16 protein-coding genes are annotated in these 18,984 nt (G+C 65.6%); 9 read left to right on the top strand and 7 right to left on the bottom strand.

Annotated elements, in window-relative coordinates; translation table 11 throughout:
* The 9 genes from ABDZ95_RS09125 to ABDZ95_RS09165 form a co-directional block, all read left to right on the top strand.
* A partial coding sequence (locus ABDZ95_RS09125; protein ID WP_343792926.1) for a hypothetical protein occupies nt 1-330 on the top strand: 330 nt, incomplete at its 5' end.
* A complete protein-coding gene (locus tag ABDZ95_RS09130) occupies nt 327-4,448 on the top strand; it encodes an RHS repeat-associated core domain-containing protein (protein ID WP_343792928.1) in 4,122 nt (1,373 codons plus the stop codon). The genes ABDZ95_RS09125 and ABDZ95_RS09130, both read left to right, overlap by 4 nt.
* Nucleotides 4,445-4,792, top strand: a complete 348-nt coding sequence (locus ABDZ95_RS09135; RefSeq protein WP_343792930.1) for a hypothetical protein — start codon at nt 4,445-4,447, stop codon at nt 4,790-4,792. Before ABDZ95_RS09130 ends, ABDZ95_RS09135 begins: the two co-directional genes overlap by 4 nt.
* A gap of 277 nt (nt 4,793-5,069) precedes the next feature.
* Complete coding sequence (locus tag ABDZ95_RS09140) at nt 5,070-5,600, top strand: hypothetical protein (RefSeq protein WP_343792932.1); 531 nt, start codon at nt 5,070-5,072, stop codon at nt 5,598-5,600.
* A 57-nt stretch (nt 5,601-5,657) separates the two neighbouring features.
* Nucleotides 5,658-5,855, top strand: a complete 198-nt coding sequence (locus tag ABDZ95_RS09145) for a hypothetical protein (protein ID WP_343792934.1) — start codon at nt 5,658-5,660, stop codon at nt 5,853-5,855.
* 6 nt (nt 5,856-5,861) lie between these two features.
* Nucleotides 5,862-6,152 carry a hypothetical protein gene (locus ABDZ95_RS09150; RefSeq protein WP_343792936.1) on the top strand — a complete coding sequence of 97 codons (291 nt, stop codon included), beginning with the start codon at nt 5,862-5,864 and terminating at the stop codon, nt 6,150-6,152.
* A gap of 259 nt (nt 6,153-6,411) precedes the next feature.
* Entirely contained in the window at nt 6,412-6,942 is a 531-nt protein-coding gene (locus ABDZ95_RS09155) for an RHS repeat domain-containing protein (RefSeq protein ID WP_343792938.1), read from the top strand.
* Entirely contained in the window at nt 6,939-11,228 is a 4,290-nt protein-coding gene (locus tag ABDZ95_RS09160) for an RHS repeat-associated core domain-containing protein (protein WP_343792940.1), read from the top strand. The genes ABDZ95_RS09155 and ABDZ95_RS09160 overlap by 4 nt, the downstream gene beginning before the upstream one ends.
* The gene (locus ABDZ95_RS09165) at nt 11,229-11,465 is read left to right on the top strand and encodes a hypothetical protein (protein WP_343792942.1); all 237 of its coding nucleotides are present in this window, start codon (nt 11,229-11,231) and stop codon (nt 11,463-11,465) included.
* A gap of 117 nt (nt 11,466-11,582) precedes the next feature.
* Here the strand turns inward: ABDZ95_RS09165 and virB11 are convergent, their stop codons facing one another.
* Genes virB11 through ABDZ95_RS09200 form a run of 7 tightly spaced genes read right to left on the bottom strand, consistent with a single transcriptional unit; the run spans nt 11,583 to nt 18,983 of the window.
* The gene (gene virB11 / locus ABDZ95_RS09170; RefSeq protein ID WP_343792944.1) at nt 11,583-12,587 is read right to left on the bottom strand and encodes a P-type DNA transfer ATPase VirB11; all 1,005 of its coding nucleotides are present in this window, start codon (nt 12,585-12,587) and stop codon (nt 11,583-11,585) included.
* Nucleotides 12,584-13,690, bottom strand: a complete 1,107-nt coding sequence (locus tag ABDZ95_RS09175) for a TraB/TrbI/VirB10 family type IV secretion system protein (RefSeq protein WP_343792946.1) — start codon at nt 13,688-13,690, stop codon at nt 12,584-12,586. Before ABDZ95_RS09175 ends, virB11 begins: the two co-directional genes overlap by 4 nt.
* A complete protein-coding gene (locus ABDZ95_RS09180) occupies nt 13,687-14,367 on the bottom strand; it encodes a TrbG/VirB9 family P-type conjugative transfer protein (protein ID WP_343792948.1) in 681 nt (226 codons plus the stop codon). The genes ABDZ95_RS09175 and ABDZ95_RS09180 overlap by 4 nt, the downstream gene beginning before the upstream one ends.
* Nucleotides 14,364-15,125 carry a VirB8 family type IV secretion system protein gene (locus tag ABDZ95_RS09185; RefSeq protein ID WP_343792950.1) on the bottom strand — a complete coding sequence of 254 codons (762 nt, stop codon included), beginning with the start codon at nt 15,123-15,125 and terminating at the stop codon, nt 14,364-14,366. Before ABDZ95_RS09185 ends, ABDZ95_RS09180 begins: the two co-directional genes overlap by 4 nt.
* Nucleotides 15,122-16,345 carry a type IV secretion system protein gene (locus ABDZ95_RS09190; RefSeq protein ID WP_343792952.1) on the bottom strand — a complete coding sequence of 408 codons (1,224 nt, stop codon included), beginning with the start codon at nt 16,343-16,345 and terminating at the stop codon, nt 15,122-15,124. The genes ABDZ95_RS09185 and ABDZ95_RS09190 overlap by 4 nt, the downstream gene beginning before the upstream one ends.
* Entirely contained in the window at nt 16,342-18,720 is a 2,379-nt protein-coding gene (locus ABDZ95_RS09195) for a VirB4 family type IV secretion/conjugal transfer ATPase (RefSeq protein ID WP_343792954.1), read from the bottom strand. The genes ABDZ95_RS09190 and ABDZ95_RS09195 overlap by 4 nt, the downstream gene beginning before the upstream one ends.
* Entirely contained in the window at nt 18,699-18,983 is a 285-nt protein-coding gene (locus tag ABDZ95_RS09200) for a VirB3 family type IV secretion system protein (protein ID WP_343792956.1), read from the bottom strand. Before ABDZ95_RS09200 ends, ABDZ95_RS09195 begins: the two co-directional genes overlap by 22 nt.
* Nucleotide 18,984: the final 1 nt, after the last annotated feature.

Genomic DNA, 18,984 nt, shown 5'->3' on the forward strand with positions numbered 1-18,984 from the left:
TCGTCCTGGGCGGCTCTGCGCCGCCTGCCAGTCGATGGCCTGCTGTCGCCGCATCAGGCCCTGACCTCACCGGACGGAACCTGGTCCCTGGCGCTGCGATCGTCGGGGCGGCTGGAGCTTTGGTCAGCGGACGCGCCTGTGCCGTCCGAACTGGCCTCGGTGTTCGAGGTCTCGGCGGAAGGCGAGACTCGTTTCCTGCCGCCCTCGGGTTCGGCGGCTGCTGACGCCCGACTGGAGCTGGCGGGCGATGGGTCGCTGTTGATGCTGGATCTCGCCGGTCAGGTGCTCTGGAGATCCGATGCGGCGACGGCCGGGGAGGACGGCCAATGACCCGCGCCTCGATGAAACCCCTGCTGTTCGCCGCCACATCCAGTGTCGCCCTGATCGCTGCGGAATCGGTGCAGGCGCAGGTCCGAACCCAACCGCTTCCGCCAGAACACTACACGCTCGATGTAAACGGAGTGGATCTGGTCACGGGCGCCTGGACGACCGTTGCGGAAGAGGTCGTCATCGGTGATCCGGCGGCGGGGGGGCTCAGGCACGGTCGCGTTAATAGCGGAGGCAATTGGCGGGATCTCTCGCTCGGAAATATCTCGATTGCCGGGTCTCGTTTTACAGTTGCGCTGGGAGCCGAGGCGGATGTGTTCACCCGCTCGGGATCGAACTTCATCCCGCAAAACCAGGAGGGCCAGCGCCTCGAGGTGGTGAGCGGCGGTTACAAGTATACGACGAGAACAGGCTCTGTTGCTTGGTTTACGACGGAGCATGCGTCGGCGATGAGCTTCTATGACACCAGCGCATTGCTCACGCGCGTCGACGAACCCAACGGCGCCCAGACCCGCTACCGCTATAACGCCTATACGATCTGTACAGGATATGATCCGTACAGCTCCGAATGTCTCGGCTACAGCGATGTAGTCAGGCTTGAGCAAGTTGAGAATACATTCGGATATAGTCTCGCCTACTATTACAAATCGACCGATCCGGAGTGGCAGACAAATCAGTTTCTGACGGTCGATCGTGTGATGGGCTTCAATGCCGCCATAGATTACTGCCAGCCGTACTGTTACAATGGCGGCCCCTCCAGAAACTGGCCGAGTGTTACGTACAGCGACTGGCTTGGCCAGGTCGCAACTGACCAGAGTGGCCGTTCAACGACCTACGTATGGGGCCCTACCGGAATCGAGGGCGTCCATTATCCCGGTCAATCCTCCAACGATGTGTCGCTGACGCGGACAGGCCCTGGTGGACGCGTCACCAGTCTCACGGGGCCAAACGGTGCATGGACATACTCATATTCGGATGCAGGCGTTATTCGGACAACGACAGCCTACGGCCCGGCGGGGCAACGGTTGACGGTAGTGTCCAATCTGAGCATCGGGCGGGCGACGTCCGTCACCAACGCACTCGGACAAACGACCTCCTACCTCTATGACGACCAGAGAAGGGTAACGCGTATTACCAACCCGGAAGGCGACTACGTCGGATATGTTTACGACAGTCGCGGGAACGTGACGCAAACGACCCACACTCCCAAAGCAGGTTCAGGGCTGACTCCGGTCGTGACCCGAGCATCGTATGCTTCCGCCTGCACGAATGTTGTCATCTGTAATTTGCCGCTGACGGAAACGGATGCGCGCGGTCAGGTCACGGACTACACATGGGACGCGGGGCACGGCGGTCTTCTCAGTGTGACCGAGCCGTCGCCTGTTTCGGGCGGAGCTCGCCCCCAAGTCCGCATCACTTATGCGCCGAGGCAAGCTTGGTACAAGCAGGGCTGGCCCATCACTCTCTCACCGGGACCGTCAATTCAAATGCCCGTCGAGGTGTCTGAGTGCACAACGGGTTCAAGCTGCAGCGGGGGCTCCAACGAGGTGCGCACGACGCTGGCCTATGGCTCGGCAGGCGTGGCCAACAACCTGCTGCCGACGACGGTCAGCCGGGGCTCGGGCTCCAGTCCGGTCATGGCCAGCACGTCGATGAGCTACACGCCGAATGGCGACGTGGACTACGTCGACGGTCCCTTGCCCGGATCGGCCGATACGACACGGATGATCCATGATGCCGCGCGTCAGGTGATCGGTGTGATCGGCCCGGACCCGGATGGCGGCGGAGCAGGGCAGCATCGCGCCCAGCGGCTGACCTACAATGCACGCGGTCAGGTGACGGTCACCGAGACGGGCGCCACCGCCGGCTATTCGGACAGCAACTTCGCCAGTTTCGCCCCGGTGCTGCGTTCGGAGACGGGCTATGACGCTTACGGCCGTCCTGTGTCGGCCCGGCAGCAGACAGCCGGTGGGATGACGTATCGGGCTTCCCAGCTCAGCTATGATGCGGCCGGCCGGGTCGACTGCACGGTCGTGCGCATGAATGCCGCGACCTTCGGGTCGCTTCCGGCGTCGGCCTGTACGCCGGCCACGCCGGGCGCGGACGGCCCGGACCGGATTACGCAGACGACCTACGACGCGGCCAGCCGGCCCCTGACCAGAACCACGGCGGTGGGGCAGATCGAGGCCGTCACCGAGGGTGTGACGTACACCGCCAACGGTCAGGTCGCGACGATGACGGACGGCAATGGCAATGTCTCGGTGCAGGAGTACGACGGCCATGATCGGCCCGTGCGGCTGCGCTATCCCAACGCTTCGGGCGGCGGGACCTCGACCACGGACTATTCCGAGGTCGGTTACGATCCGGCCGGCAATGTGGTCACCAGCCGTAACCGGGCCGGACAGGTGACGACGATCACTTATGACAACCTCAATCGCCCCACCCTGGTCGATGCGCCGTCCGGCACGATGGATGTGGCCACGACCTACGACAATCTGGGTCGAGTGCTGACCACCAGCGGCAACGGCCAGACCCTGACGCGGACCTGGGACGCGCTGTCGGACATGACCTCGGAGGCCGGTCCTCTGGGGACAATGAGCTATCAGTACGATCCGGCCGGCCGCATGACGCGGATCACCTGGCCGGACAGTTTCCACGTCCAGTACGACCGCGACGCCTATGGCGCAGTGACCGCCATCCGCGAGAACAGCGCCACCTCAGGCCCTGGTCTGCTGGCGGTCTACGGCTATGGGGACGTGGGCCAGGTGACCGGCATCACCCGCGGCAACGGGACGACCACGGGGTACGCCTACGATTCAGCGCGTTTGATGGGCGGCATCATCCACGACATGGCGGGATCGACGTGGGATGTGACCTTCACCTACGACTACAATGCCGCCGGCCAGATCATCCGGCGCGGCGCCACCAACGGCGCCTATGTCTATGCGCCGGTTACGGGCGGGACGGCCTATCCGGTCAACGGGCGCAATCAGGTCACCTCGATCTGGAGCACGCCCGTCACCTATGATGCCAACCAGAACATCATCTCGGGTCTGGGTCAGACCTACAGCCACGATGCGGCCGGTCGTCTGATTGGAACCTCCGGCAGCGCCTACAGCTACGACCCGGCGGGGCGAATGTACTCGGCGAGCAGCTCGGGTACGCACCTGTCCTACGCCGGCGCCCAGCTGACGGGCGAGCACAACAACGCGGGCACCCTGCTGGTGCGGCACATCCCCGGACCGGGGCTGGATCAGCCGGTCGTGACCTATCACGGTGCGGGTCTGGCCAACCGGATGTGGCTGGCAAACGACGAGCGGCATTCGGTCATCAATCTGTCTGACGGGGCGGGCAATACCCTGAACGTCAACCGCTACGACGAGTACGGCGTGCCTGCGCCGGGCAACTCTGACCGCTTCCAGTACACCGGCCAAGCCATCATCGAACCGGGCCTCTACAACTACCGCAACCGCGCCTACGCACCCCAGTTCGGGCGGTTCCTGCAGACCGATCCCATCGGATACGGCGACGGGCTGAACATCTACGGATATGTCGGCGGGGACCCGGTGAACGCGATCGACCCGTTGGGGATCGCGCTCCAATGCGTGACAGCCCCGACGGATAATCTACCATGCGTGAATGGCGGTCCACCGCGGCAGCTCATCAATCCGAGAAACGAGTTCCTGGATGGTCGAGGCGTGATCGGAGGTAGCGGCGGAAATCCACAGGAGCCTCCCACCGAACTGGATGAGGTCATGGTTCAGGGGCAGAAGCCGGCGACGCCCCGACGAGTGTCACAGGATCGCCCTCGTCCGCCTGCCGGCGTCAACTACTGTACAGGTGTGCCGGGAACGCTGCCGACTGGCGAAGACTTCCGGCCGGCATGCCGTGCTCATGACCAGTGCTGGACAACGGCCGGCGCTGACCAAAGAAACTGCGATGTCGCCTTCTACCGCGATATGCGTGAGGCCTGCATCTACCCCGAATCTGCGGTCAGTTGCCGAGGACAGGCTGCGATTTATTATCTGGGTGTGAGCGCTATGCGGCCGATCTTTGACTATGAGCAACGGCGTGCGAGACGCCGGGATCAAAACCGACGCGACGCTTGGAGAGACGAATGATGTCGAGCCTGTTCGCAAACCTCGAAAACGTCTTTGTCGGGCTCTTTCTGGGCCCATGGCAGGTGGCTCCTTGGCCCGCGCTGATCGTACTGACGATCGTAACTGCCGCCGTAGTCGTCCATCGCAAATGGTCGAGCCAGAGCGTTTTCCCCCTTGGCGCCGTCGTCAGCTTTGTGACGGCGATTGTCCATGCGATCCTGGTCGTCATCGCAGACGGGCTTGGTCCACTGATTGGGTTGGGCTTCGTAGCTGCCCTGATCGCCTTCTACCCGGTATCACTCGGCCTCCTGCTCTTGTTGAGCTGGATTGGTGAGTGGAGGTTATCTCGCCGTGAACATGGTTGACGACCCGACGGTGGGCGTACCGGGCGTCTGTGGCGATACGTTGCGATGGCCGTGATCAGGGGTAGCTACAGCTCGAGCCTTGGCGTCTTGGGTTGGCGTTGCCGGCGTCGCGCACGCGGCCACCTCCAGCTCTGAGTTGGGCGACCAAGTTCGCGCCGGTCAGCGAACTGGAAATTCCAACGGCAGCAGAACGGGTGCACCTGCACCTTAACTCACAAGAGCTCGCCGCCCGCGTCGAGGAGCAATCCGTTGAACACTCCTATCGGAGACGCATGTGATGTTTGAGATCGGCCGAAATCTCCTCTGGATTGGCTCCATCTTCGCCGTGCTGGGCTGTGGTCCGCAGGTCGATGCACAAGAACCGGCGCCAGTCGCTGCCACATCGCTTCCCGGCGCTGCCAAAGAAATCGCCAACCTGGTGAGAACAGAGAAGCTCGACGACCTGGCTCTCTGGGTGGAAGGCGCGGGCATCACCTACGATCCCGGCGGGCAGATGGATCCGGGCATCCGCTGCTTCCTGGTCGGAGGGGCGTCATGCCCGTTGAACTCTGGAAAGGTCAGGGAAATCCTTTCCGGCAGGACCTTCACCTACTTCCATCATGTCGATGATGACACCGTCGTCGTCAGCTATATCAGGGAAGGTGCAAGACCGGCCTTCAATGCCAGCCCGCAGACCTTTCTCCCGGAACGGTATCTGGAAGACTACGTCTCGTGTCTCCTCGTCCGGATCGAAGGCCGATGGCGTCTTCAGGAGAGCATCTTCTTCGCAGAGACTGAAGGGCCATTCTCACCTGAGCCGGATGTCTGAATGGCTCTGTAGATAAAATGGGCTCCACGAGCGTGATGCGTCTTGCGCACAGATAACATGATCGCGCTCGGCGAACTGGGAAGTGGGCTCGTCGGGTCGGCCTATGATTTCCATCAAGCGCCGACGGTGCTGTCCGGGCAGGATCTCGTCAACTACGTGCAGTCCTTCGGCGGGCAGTCCGGCTGGGTTGGCAACTGCTACAGAACCGAAGTCAATGGGACGTGGTACAATGCCTGCTTCACTTTCGAACCCTGAGGCCAGATGCTGATCCGGACAGGCGTCGTCGCTCTGGTTCTGTCTGTCGGGATCGGCATTGTTTCGAACCTGGCGAAAGGCCCTTCAGGATTTCTGTTCGTCGTTTTCTGGACGGTGATCTGCGCCTGCAGCATGCTGGACGAGAGAGCCCTTCGTCGCCGCTCCGAAGATCTGTCCGGAGCGCTCGGTTGGCGATGGCTATGGGTGTTTCCGTCCACGCTAATTCTGGGAACTGCCATCGCCTGGGTCATCGGCCATACGAGTTTCAGCGTTGTAGGCTCTGCCGCTGGAGGCTGAAGGCGGAAAGCTCTCCTCTGCCGGGAATCGGCGGGATCGTTCGGAGGCGCGTGATCATGCGTCTGGTGCGGGTCCGGGTCCGCGCCGCTGCAGTGCCTGCAAAGACAGCCAGTCAATCGTTTTCGTCCGGTGTGGGGGCTGTGGAACGCCGCGGCGCAGTCGAGGTGCGATGAAGTCCGTAACGGCGGGATAACATGATCGTGTCTTCCCTATGGTTGAGAGTCGAGCTGACATCTCAACCATAGGGGGAGGGGTTGTCATGAGATGTCTTGCGGTTTGCGCACTGCTGGTCGGTGTCGCGGGAGCCAGTGCGGCTGAGGCTCAGGCCACGCAGAGTTATACCTACGACGCCAACGGGCGGTTGGTCGGGGTGACCACCAGCGGTCCGGCCGGTACCCACGCGTCCAGTTATAGCTACGACGACGCCAACAATCGCACGCTCAGGGGGCAGGGCGGCGTCTCCTACTGGGCAGCGTTGCGGCGTCTGCCGGCGGATAACCCCCTTTTGCCGCACCAGGCCCTGACCTCGCCGGACGGGACCTGGTCGCTGGCGTTCAGGCCCTCGGGACGGCTTGAGCTGTGGTCGGCGTCGACGCCCTTGCCATCAGATCTGGCGGCGATGTTCGAGGTTTCGAGCGAGGGGGATGCGCGCTTCCTTCCCCCCTCGGGCATTGCGACGACCGACGCCCGGCTGGAACTGGCCAGCGATGGTTCGTTGTTGATGGTTGATCCCGCCGATCAGGTGCTCTGGCGCTCGGATGTCACGGCAGGCGGGGAGGCCGGCCGATGAGCCTCTTCGGCGAGTTCTCGCGCCATGGCGCTCCGACCCGTCTCGCGCTTGTCGCGGGAGTATCGAGCCTCGCGCTGGGCATAGGGATCGCCTCCACGAGCGAAGCGCAGACGGTCGATATCATCGCGCCGCCGGAACACTACGCGTTTGATCCGCGCGGCGTGGACATGGTTTCGGGATACCACAACTGGACCACGCCTGCGGTGGTCATTGGCGATCCGGCCAATGGGGGCTTGAGCCACTCTCGCGGCCGATGGGACGCGACGAACCAGTCGGGTATCAATGTCGGCGGCGCAAGCACGCCGACGCTGGTGTCGTTCGAAGGTCGTTCCGAGCGGTTCACCCAGTCGGGTTCTGTCTTCACGCCGGTCCGCCAGAATGGTTCGTCACTGACCCAGGCGGGCACGATCTACACGTACACCCGGTCAGACGGTCTGGTCGTCAAGTTCGACAGCTCGCTTTGCCTGACGGGCACAGGCGCCACCTGCACCGCGCGGGGGATGGTGACGGAAGTCATCTCGCCAAATGGAGAGCGGCGCCAATACCATTATTCCAGCGCGACCTATGTACGGTCGGTGAACCCGACGACGAGCGAGATCACCTGGGGGACGGTGCGGCGATTGCAGTCGATCACCAATAACCGGGGATATCAGCTTCACTACAGCTATGTGTCTAACAACATCAACGCGTCTGGCAATCTGACCAGCAGGATTGGAAACTGGCTGAACCTTGCCACTGTGACCGGCCTGAACAATGCGGTCGATTACTGCCCGCCGACCGCGACGTCCTGCACCTTCTCGCGGACATGGCCCAGTATGAGTTACAGTCAGCCTATCGGCTATTATCTCAACTCGGCCACAAACCAGTCCGGCGGAGTGACGCAATATACCTATTCCGGCACCCCGCTGGAGTTGACCGCGATACGTTATCCGGGATCGGCGATCGACGATGTGACGCTCGCATACTCAGGGGGCCGGTTAGCGAGTGTGACAGACGCCTCCGGAACGTGGACCTACAGCTTCACGGATGTGGGCAATATCCGCACCGCGGTCAGCACGGGCCCCGGCGGCCAATCCTTGACGGTCGTCACCGACCTGACCGTAGGCCGACCGGCGTCGGTCACCAACGGGGCCGGTGAAACCATCAGCTATACCTACGACGTCGATGGCCGTGTGACCCAGCAGTCCCGCGCGGACGGAAGTTATGTCGCTTACACCTATGATACTCGCGGCAATGTCACCGGGACCGAGAGGGGGGCGATCCCTGCCTCGGGGCTTCCTGCGATTACAACCTCGGCCACCTATGACGCTGTCTGCGCCAATCCGGTCATCTGCAATCTCCCCCAGACGACGACCGACGCGCGGGGAGGCGTAACGAACTACACGTGGGATCCGCTGCACGGCGGGCCGCTCGCGATTACAGCTCCGGCGCCGACATCGGGCGCGTCGCGGCCCGAGACCCGCTTCACCTACGCCTCGTTCACCGCCTCCGCCAAGGATGCGGCGGGGACGCCGACGCCTGCTGCGACGTCGGTTATCCTGCCGATCATGGTGTCGAGCTGCGCAACCGGTACGAGCTGTCTGGGCGGCGTCGATGAGGTCCGGACCACGATCGGCTACAGTTCCTCCACGGGGTTCAACAACCTCCAGGTGACCAGCATCGATCGGGGGGCGGGATCGAGCCCTTCGCTGGCACGATCCACGATGACCTATACGGCCACCGGTGACGTCGAGACGGTGGATGGTCCGCTGCCCGGTACGGCGGACACGACCCGGTACATCCATGACGCCGCCCGTCAGGTGACGGGCGTTATCGGTCCGGATCCGGATGGGCCCGGGGCAGGGCAGCACCGCGTTCAACGAATGACCTACAATGGCCGCGGTCAGGTGACGGTCACCGAGACTGGCAACACCGCAGGCTATTCGGACGCTGACTTCGCCAGCTTCACCCCGGTGCTGCGCTCGGAGACCGGCTACGACGCGTATGGACGCCCGGTGGTGACGCGCCAGCAGACTGGCGCGGGTGTGACGGTGGCGGCCTCTCAGGTCAGCTACGATGCAGCCGGCCGGGTGGACTGCACAGTGGTGCGCATGAACCCGGCGACCTTCGGCTCTCTACCGGCCTCGGCCTGCACGGCGACGACGCCGGGCAGCGATGGCCCCGACCGGATCACGCAGGTGACGCTGTACGACGCCGTCAGCCGCCCCCTGACTGTGACAAAGGCGGTGGGCCAGCCTGAAGAGATCGTCGAGCGGATGACCTACACCGCCAACGGCAGGGTCGCGACAACGACGGATGGCAATGGCAATGTGTCGGTGCAGGAGTATGATGGCCACGACCGTCCGGTGCGGCTTCGCTATCCCAATGCCTCCGGCGGCGGGACCTCGACGACGGATTACTCGGAGGTCGGCTACGATCCGGCCGGCAATGTCACCTCCAGCCGTAATCGCGCGGGACAGGTGACGACGGTCACCTATGATGCTCTGAATCGCCCTACCCAAATCGATGCGCCGTCCGGCACGATGGACATCGCCACGACCTACGACAATCTGGGCCGGGTGCTGACGACCAGCGGCAACGGCCAGACCCTGACCCGGACCTGGGACGCGCTGTCGAACATGACCTCGGAGGCCGGGCCTCTGGGGACCATGAGCTATCAGTACGATCCGGCCAGCCGCATGACGCGGATCACGTGGCCGGACAGCTTCCACGTCCAGTACGACCGGGATACCTACGGCGCGGTGACCGCAATCCGCGAGAACAGCGCCACTTCCGGGCCCGGCCTGTTGGCAGTCTACGGCTATGGCGACGTTGGCCAGCTGACGGGGATTACCCGCGGCAACGGCACGACAACCAGCTATGCCCACGACGCGGCCCGACGTCGAACTGGCCTGTCGCACGACATGGCCGGATCGGCTTGGGATGTGACCTTCACCTACGGCTGGAATGCGGCGGGCCAGATATCGTCTCGTTCGACCTCCAACGGAGCCTATGTTTATGCGCCGGTCACGGGCGGGACGGCCTATCCGGTCAACGGCCTGAACCAGGTCACTTCGATCTGGAGCACCCCGGTCACCTATGACGCCAACCAGAACATCACCTCGGGCCTGGGGCAGACCTATGCCCACGATGCGGCCGGTCGTCTGATCGGCACGTCGGGGTCCGCCTACAGCTACGACCCGGCCGGTCGGATGTATGGCTCTTCGGCGCACGGGATCAATCTGTCCTACGCCGGCGCCCAGCTGACGGGCGAGCACAACAACGCGGGCACGCTGCTGGTGCGGCACGTCCCCGGACCGGGGCTGGATCAGCCGATCGTGACCTATTCCGGCGCCGGTCTGGCTACCCGCATGTGGCTGGCCAACGACGAGCGGCAATCGGTAATCAACCTGTCGGACGGGGCGGGTAACACGCTGAACGTCAACCGCTACGACGAGTATGGCGTGCCGGCGCCGGGCAACTCGGACCGCTTCCAGTACACCGGTCAGGCCATCATCGAGCCGGGCCTCTACAACTACCGCAACCGCGCCTACGCGCCCCAGTTCGGGCGGTTCCTGCAGACCGACCCCCTCGGGTATGGAGATGGGCTGAACGTCTATGCCTATGTGAGAGGCGACCCTGTCAATCTCGTCGACCCTTCGGGACTGCAGACCTTAATCAGCCGTGAGGAATGCATAAAGAGAGGCGGAGAGATCAAGGTTCGGGACGACGGAACGAAAGGCTATGACTGGTGCATTATGCCTCCGACCGGTGGGCCGTCCCCAGGCGGCGGAACTCCTGGTCCAGGGGGGGGGGGAGGCGGTGTCACCGGCGCTCCTGCGACGCCGCCAAACGAAGAGACCTGCCCGAGCGGCCCCCGGGTATCCTTTGGTGGAGGCCCTTCTGCGACCGGGTTTGGCGGATTGTTAGGGGGATCCTTGGGGATCACGGGTACCGTGTCCGTGCCTGTCGATTCGCTTCTGAACGGGAATCTAAGTGGCATCCAGTTCTCCGTGACGACGTCCTTCACCTTCCTGGGTGGCTTCGGCGGGTATGTTGGAGCCGGTCAGAACTATGGCCTCGGATACTCCCAAGGGGCGCTCGACAGCGGACTGTCAACGAGTGCAAACACCGTCATGCAGTTGGGAGCAGGCTGGGTCGGCGGAGTTGAAACCTCAGCTGTGGTCGGCAGCCGCGACCACAACTATGCAATGTCGATGGGACCGCGAGGTGCGTATGGGATGTATGGCGCGCTCGGACGTCAGTTCAATGCCACCTATGCCACTAGACCATTGGGATGCCCCTAGATGAAAGACCCCCATTTTCGAGAGCACTCCGTCGTCCGGTCAGCGCAGGTACAAGCCTCGATCGTGCTGGGACTCGCCGTCGGCTATCTTCTCTATGCTGCGGTAGCGGTCGGCATTGGGGCCAGTTGGCCCGTCGATATGGACCTAGTCAAGTTCGCGGCCATCACCGCGCCGGTTGCTGGAGGAATCGTCGGCATGTGTTTGCTCGTTCGCTGGATCATCCGTCGCACCCCTTGAACCCAAGGTTCCTCTAATGGGGGCTGCGTCGATGGCTAGCGATCGTCTAAATCCGGTGATCGTCAGTCGGATACATCGCAGCGATGAGTCGCCGACATGACGACGTTATGCGCCGGACTAGCCGTCAGTTTCGACTGCTGTCCGGCGAACGACGATGCTTTCGACTGAGCGGGAGCCGCCGACGCGGCCCAAATGGATGAAGACGTCGATCGTTGACTGGACATAGTGAAGGACATCTGCGCGACTGAGGGTCGTGCCGCCCTGCAGGACGAGTAGCGCGATCTGCTCGATGGCGCGCTCGGGGCTGTCTGCGTGGATGGTGGTCATCGAGCCGGGGTGGCCGGTGTTGACGGCGCGCAGGAAGGTGAAGGCTTCCGGGCCGCGCAGTTCGCCCACGATGATCCGGTCCGGCCGCATGCGAAGCGATGCGTTCAGAAGGTCTTCCGCCGTCGCGGTTGACGCGCCCAGGGCGCCGCGGGGCGCCAGCAGGCCGATGGCGTTCTCATGCCGCAGGATCAGTTCGGGCGCATCCTCGATCAGGATCAGCCGCTCTTCGGCGGGGATCTCGCGTAGCAGGGCGTTCAGGAAGGTGGTCTTGCCGGTCGAGGTGCCGCCCGAGATCAGGATGTTGCGCCGTCCGCGCACGGCGGCGGCGAGCAGGCCGGCGTAGTCGCCGGCCTCATGCAGGGTCTTCAGGTGTTGGGCGATGTCGGTGTCCGCGCCGTTGGATGCCGGCTTGGGAAAGGCGCCGGCGGCGACGTAGTCGCTGAGCGCCATGTCGCTGGCGACCTGTTTGCGGATGGCGATGGCGATCTCGCCCCGCGTCGCTGGCGGCAGGATGATCTGGATCCGCTCGCCTCCGGGCAGGGCGGCGGAGAGTAACGGATGCTCCCGGTTCACGCCTTGGTGGGCATGTGCGGCGATCTGCCGGGACAGGCGGTCGAGGACCTCGCCGGTCAGCCCCTCTGCGGAATGGCGTTCGGCGGCGCCGCCGAGGGTTTCGATCCAGACTTCGCCGGGTCGATTGACATAGAGGTCCGTGACATCGGGACGATCGAGAAAGGCGCGCAGCGGGGCCAGGTAGCTGCGCAGATAGACCTGGGTGTCGGCATCTTCGCTCACCGGCGGGGCGTCCCTGACGCGAACTCCAGATCCTGGGCGACGAGGACGGCGATGCGCGCGCCGGCGTCGACCCGCACGATCGGCTGCAGGGTGTCGGATGTCGCAGCGGCGGCCGTCGTCTGGCTCGATCCCGGCAGGGCGATGATGACCCCGGCGCCGTCGCCGCCGATCTCGCGGGCGGCAAGGCTGGCGCCGATGTTCAAAGTGGTCTGCAGGATGGCGCGCGAGAACCGCTGCAGGAACCGGTTGTCCACACGGCCGGTCACGCCGGCTCTCCCGGTGAGGTCCGCGGCCTGGGAGTCGAGAGCGATCGTTTCCCCATCCGGTCTCACCAGACGTGTCCAGCGCACCATGGCGCGCGTCTGGCCGGCGGTGAGATCGGCGGCATACTCGCCGATAAGCCGGGATCCGCGAGGGATGAGGATGCGGCTTCCGTCGAAGCTGGCGATGTCGCTGGAGACGATCGCGCGCGCCATACCCGGCCGGGTGGAGTCCAGCGCCGTCTCGAGGATGGCGGGGATGAGCACGCCGCGCGCGACCGTGCTGGCCGGCCGTCGCAGGCTTTCGGACCGCACCGGGAGATCGGTGGCGGCGGCGGGCCCCGCCTCATTGGGTGACGCCGGGCCTGAACGCTCTGACGCTCGTGTGGACCTCGCCGTATCGATCACGAGGACCGACGCACCCGTCGAGGAAACGGGGGAGGGGGGCGCAGTCGGCTGTGCCGGCGGAGTGTAGACCGGCGGCGGCGTGTAAGTCGGCGGCGGCGCGTAGGCCGGGGGCGGCGAGAAGACCGGCGGAGGGGGCGCTGAAATGGGCGGCGTCGGCGTCGCGACGACCGTCGGCGTGACGAGGACGGGCCGCGCCGGCGGGGGCGGGGGCTCCGGCGGCACGACGAGCGGCGGGAGCGGGGCGATGGTCAGGACCCGGTCCGCGGCGCCGGGGCGGGTGGCCGGAGCGGTGCGCTCGCGGCGCTGACCGTCGAGGATCAGAAACAGGGCGCCGGCGGCCAGCAGGGCGCAGCCGGCGAGAAGCCAGGGCGGCGCACCGGAGCGGGCTAGCGCCACCTTCGGTCGGATGTCGGTCTCGGGGCGTTCGGCCGTCATCGCGCCGCGCGTCCGGAGGCCCGCGTGGCGCGGGCGGTATGGCGCTCGATCCGGAAGACCAGGGCCCGGTGAACGCCGTCGATGACATAGAGCCCGTTGCGCATCTGACCCTGCACCAGGGTTTCGGCGCCGAGCTCGTCGACCGCGAACACCGCGGGGATGATCTGCGCCGGCCGCCACTCGATCGAGGTGCGCACGCCGTCGTCCACAATGGCTGTCGGGCGGAGACGACGGGCGCCGCTGAGGGTGTAGCGACCAAGGCGAGGGACGCCGGGTTCGACCGCGGGCTGAGCGCTCATTTCGGGGTAGGCGAAGCGTACTGTGAAGGGGGCGTCCGGCGCGCCGCCGTGAGAGGCGCTCAGCTCGAAACTGTAGACCCGGACGTCCGTGATCACCGTCATGTTGGTGGTTCCACTCGCCCGCAGGGGCTTCAGGAACAGGGCGTCGCCGGCCTCGTTGAGGGTGGCCTCCCAGGCGTCGCTGTCGCCGATCGCGACGTTGCGAACCCGCTCGTCCGGACCGAACAGGATCGCGGTGTGGAAGTTGGCGGCGACCGGCAGGCGGACGACCTGGTCGACGGCATAGGGGACCGTCCGGATGCGGGGGTCGGCCGGCCGCGGCGTCTCGGCCTGGGCCGTCGTGGCGAACATGGCGAGGAGGGCGATCAGGGGCGTCACGGCGTCATCTCCACCGCTTCGACCGGCTCCAGGATCACGTCGTCCTCAATCGCGGGAGCGACCGGCGCGGTCTCCGGATGCAGGGTTTCCGCGTCGCGCCGGTACTCGATGACCTGGAAACCGAGGGGGTTGAGATACCGGTCGGCGGCCGCCATCGGCTCGCCGGAGTAGCGATAACGGACGATCGCCACCCAGGACTGCAGCGGAAGGACGCCGCCGCCCGCGTCATGCTGAACGGTGTCATAGCGGACCATGGCCGTGTCGGTCCCGAGTGGCGACACGCTCTTCACGCGCGTCTCGATCCGTGCGCCGACCGGGTATCGCACCAACGGGCTGTCGGCGTTGGTCGCCCGCATCAGGTCGAGATAGGACTGCCTGGCGGTCTCGGCGGACCAGAGGCCGACCTTGCGGTAGTCGGCCTGGACGGTAGCGCGGTCGAAGCCCTCCCGGGCGATCACATACTGCACGAGCATGGACTGGGTGAGGGCCCGGTCCGGCGTGATCTGCGCCGCATCGAGGGGGGCGAGCGCCTGGACATAGCCGGTATTGCGATCGACGAGCAGGGTGTAGGGCTCAACCGTCTTCAGGGGCATGAGGATGACGAGGGCGGCCGCTTCCGCCAGGGCGATGCAGACGGCGGCGCCCGCCACCCACCACGCGGTGCGGCGAGAGGCGCGCAGGGCGGAGAGTCGGTCGGCGGCCCAGCTGTCTCCTTCGGCGTAGTAGGCCTTGAGGTCGTTTCGATTGGATTTCTTCATGCGCGTCTGTCCCGCAACCGGGCGCCAAGGGAGGTTCTGGAGCGGGCCCTGCGGCCGGCGGCTCCGAAGTCGGGAATGACCAGGTCGTCACCTGTCGGCTGCACGGCGGCCGCCAAGGTGCGGCGCGGGGCATCGCTCGTCCGCAGCGTGGGGGATCGACGGCCGGCGGTCTCGCGTCTCTGGGCGGCGGCGACCGCATCGGCGATCACCAGGGCCCGGGAGGGCGGCGCGTCAGGGGCAACCGGCGGTGAAGCTACGGGCGGCGTTGCGCGAAGTTCGGCGGCGCGGATCAGCCGGCCCGCGATCTCTCGCAGCGGCCGGGTGGGGACGTGCGTCATGAAGCTGGTCCGCAGCAGGAAGGCGAAAACGCCGACGAGACCGATGGCGAAGGACAGGCAGAGGACAAGCAGTTCCGTCGGAACCGACGGCGTGATGACCCTCGCCTGACGCTGGATGATGACGCCCTCGATCCAGGGCATCAGCAGTCTGACTTCGATCGTCAGGATCAGGGTCAGCGCCAGCGAGGCGAGCGCAGTGAAGATCAGCGCCCTGACCCAGCCGATGAATAATCCCCGCGCGGCGCCGAACAGGAGAAGGCCGGCGAACAGCGGCGCGAGCGCGAGCAGCACGCCCGCCGCCAGGCGGGTCACCGCGAAGCCGGCCACAGCGGCGCTCAGGAAGAGTATGCGGGCCCAGCCGAACGCCGGGTTGTCGTTGATGGGAATCCGCTGCGGAGGCTCGGAGGGATCGGCGCCCGGAGCGGGCAGGGCGGAGAACTCGACACGGCCAGTGCCCAGATTGGTCAGGCGCATGATGGCCTGGTCCGCCGCCTGGAGGTCGAGAATGAGGGTTTCGGTGCGTCCGATGCCAGAACGGGCAGGAGAGATCAGGCCGGCGATCTGGTCCGGTCCGCGGGTAATGACGTCGAACACGACGGTCTGAAACGCCGGCCAGCTGGCCGCCAGCGTCAGGACGATTCCGACCCGGGCCGCGAGGATGACGCTGCCCCGCACAGGGGCTGCGGCGTCACCGAGCGCCAGACGCATCCCGTAGAGGGCGACCGCGATGACGAGCGCCGCCGTGAGGGCCGCCGTCACCGGCGAACCGGGCGCGGCAAGGGCCTCGTAGCCGACGGCGCCGAGGGTGCGGCCCTGACAGTCGAGGTGGCGCAGCAGGCTCGACAGGAACTGGTCGCCGGAGACGAGCGGAGAACAGCTCATGCGCCGGCTCGCTCAAGCAAGGGCTCCATCCAGTCCGTCGGATCGTCGCCGACCTGCTCGCGGATCTCGTCGAGCTGTCGCACCGTGCGCTCGCGGCCCGACAGGATGACGAGCAGCTCTGTTTCCCCGGTCAGATCGAGTCGGGCGACCACGCTTTCGCCGCCGCGTTTGATCAGGAAGCAGTGCGAGCTGTCCGGCAGCGAGCGGACCAGATCGAACTCGTGCGGCGTCAGGCTGAAACCGTCGATATAGTCCTCTGCGCGGGCCTTGGGATTGACCATGAAGATCTGGGTCGCGGCCTGTTCGATCACCGCGCTGGCGATCCGGCTTTCCAGCGCATCCTGAGCGCTCTGGGTCGCGAAGCCGACGATGCCGTTGCGCTTGCGGATCGTCTTCTCCCAGTCCTTGATCCGCCGCACGAAGACGTCGTCGTCCAGCGCCTTCCAGCCCTCGTCCACCACGACGATGGCCGCCGTTCCGTCCAGCCGGTCCTCGACCCGGTGGAACAGATACATCATCGCCGGGGTGCGCAGGACCGGATCGTCCAGAAGCACCGTCATGTCGAAGCCGACCGTGTCGATCGACAGGTCGGTCAGATCGGCCGGATTGTCGAACAGCCAGGCGTGCTCGCCCTTGCCCCACCAGGGTCTCATGCGAGACCACAGGTCTCCGGAGCGTGGGCGTTGTCCGCCCCGGAACAGCTCCACGAGATGGCGCAGACGCCGGACCGCGTGCGGTTGGTCGAAATTGGCCTCGACGGCGTCGCGGATCATGTCGAGCTCGGCCGTTTCCGTCGCGCCGACCAAGCGGGCCAGCCAGTCGACGAGGAAGACACGGTTCGCCGGCGTGTCCTCGATCTGCAACGGGTTGAGACCGGACGGGCGGCCTGGGCGCAGCACATCATAGCGACCGCCGATGGCCCGGATGAACAGCTCCGCGCCCCGGTCCTTGTCGAAGAAGATGATGCGCGGCTTGAGGCGGCGCGCCTGGGCCAGAAGGAAGTTCAGCACCACGGTCTTACCCGACCCCGATGGGCCGATAATGGTGAAGTTGCCCAGATCGCCCTGGTGGAAGTTGAACCAGTATGGGCCCGCCGCCGTCGTCTCCAGCAGGGTGATGGCGTCGCCCCAGTGGTTGCCGTCCGGCGAACCGGTCGGGAAGTTGTGTGCACTGGCCAGGCCGGCGAAATTGCTGGTCGACACCAAACCGCGGCGAGCGATGTAGCGGAAGTTGGCGGGGAACTGGGCCCAGAAGGCGGGCTCGAGGCCGAGATCCTCGCGCACGGCGACCGCACCCAGGTCTCCCAGGGTCGCCGTGACCTCGGCCACCCCGGCATTGACCTCCGTCAGGGTTTCGCCGCGGACCGCCACCGTCATGTGGTGCTCGCCGAACCCTGCGCGACCGGCCGCCACGTCATCCTTGGCCTGGGCCAATTCGGCGCGCAGGGAGACGGCCTCGTCCTCGGCCGACCGCATCCGGCGCAAGGCCAGGTTCATGCGGTCGAGCGACGCTTGCCGGTCGACGAAGGCGAACGACTGGGTGATCGTCAGTTCGTACGGGAGGCGGAGAAGGTCGTCGAACATCCCGGTCGCGCTGAAGGCCGGATAGTCCTTGATCGACACCAGCGCCTGGAAGTTCCGCGCCTCGCCGGCGGCCGGAGCGAGCTCCGCCGTGTCCTGGCCAAAACTGACGCGTCGCCAGGGCAGATAGGCCCCGAGGTCCTGTTGCGGCAGGAGCAGGGGGCGTCTCTGTCCGTTGTAGAGCGCCGACAGAAACTCCAGCGGTTCGGAGCACATGCCGTTCGGGGTCTCGTACAGCCCCAACAGCTTCGGGCCGTAATCTCCGAGAGCCGCCAGAAGGGCGTCGCGTCCGGAGGCGAGGTGGGCAAGCTCCCGCGCCAGGGCTGCGCCATCGGGCTCGCCCGCGCGCGTGAAGGCGCTGCGGACACGGTCGGCCAGCCCCAGCCGTCCCGGCAAGGGACGTCGGATCAGCGTCAGATAGAGGTCGTTGACGAACAGCTCCCGGCTCGCCAACCGGTCGGTCCACCGCTCGGCGAGGAAGCGCGAGAAGACGTCCGGGGCTTCGCCGGCCAAGTCCGGCCGCACCCGGCGGCGGACGATGTGATGATACAGGGCGAACTGCGACGTGCCGACGGCGCGCAGCATCGCGTCGCGCAGGGTCTTGCGATAGTTGAGCTCGGCCGTATCCGCGGTCTCGAACAGCAGACCTCTGAGGGCGATCGTCTGCAGTAGAAGACCGTCGCGGGTTTCGATCGTGTGATCGTCTACATGGCGGGCATAGGGAAGGTGCAAGCCGGCGGCCTGCTCCCGCGCCATCGCATCGGATCGACGGCTCAGGGACGGTAGGAGTTGCATCGCCAGAGATCATGGTTCCGGACGCGCGGACAACGGCTGACGCGGGTCAGCCAGAGGTCGATGATCCGGGGCTCACGCAGACACAGAAGCACGCCGATGCCATGAACCAGCAGGGCGACGGGCAGGACCCAGACCGAGCGGAAGACCAGGAACAGTTCCGACGCGATCACGGCGTTGATGATGAAATAGTTGTAGGTGACCCCGGCGAACATCTGGGGTCGGGTCAGGGCGGTGAAGATCGGCGTCCGCTCAAGCGTGTCCACG

The sequence above is a fragment of the Brevundimonas kwangchunensis genome (assembly GCF_039523815.1).
Lineage (GTDB): Bacteria > Pseudomonadota > Alphaproteobacteria > Caulobacterales > Caulobacteraceae > Brevundimonas > Brevundimonas kwangchunensis.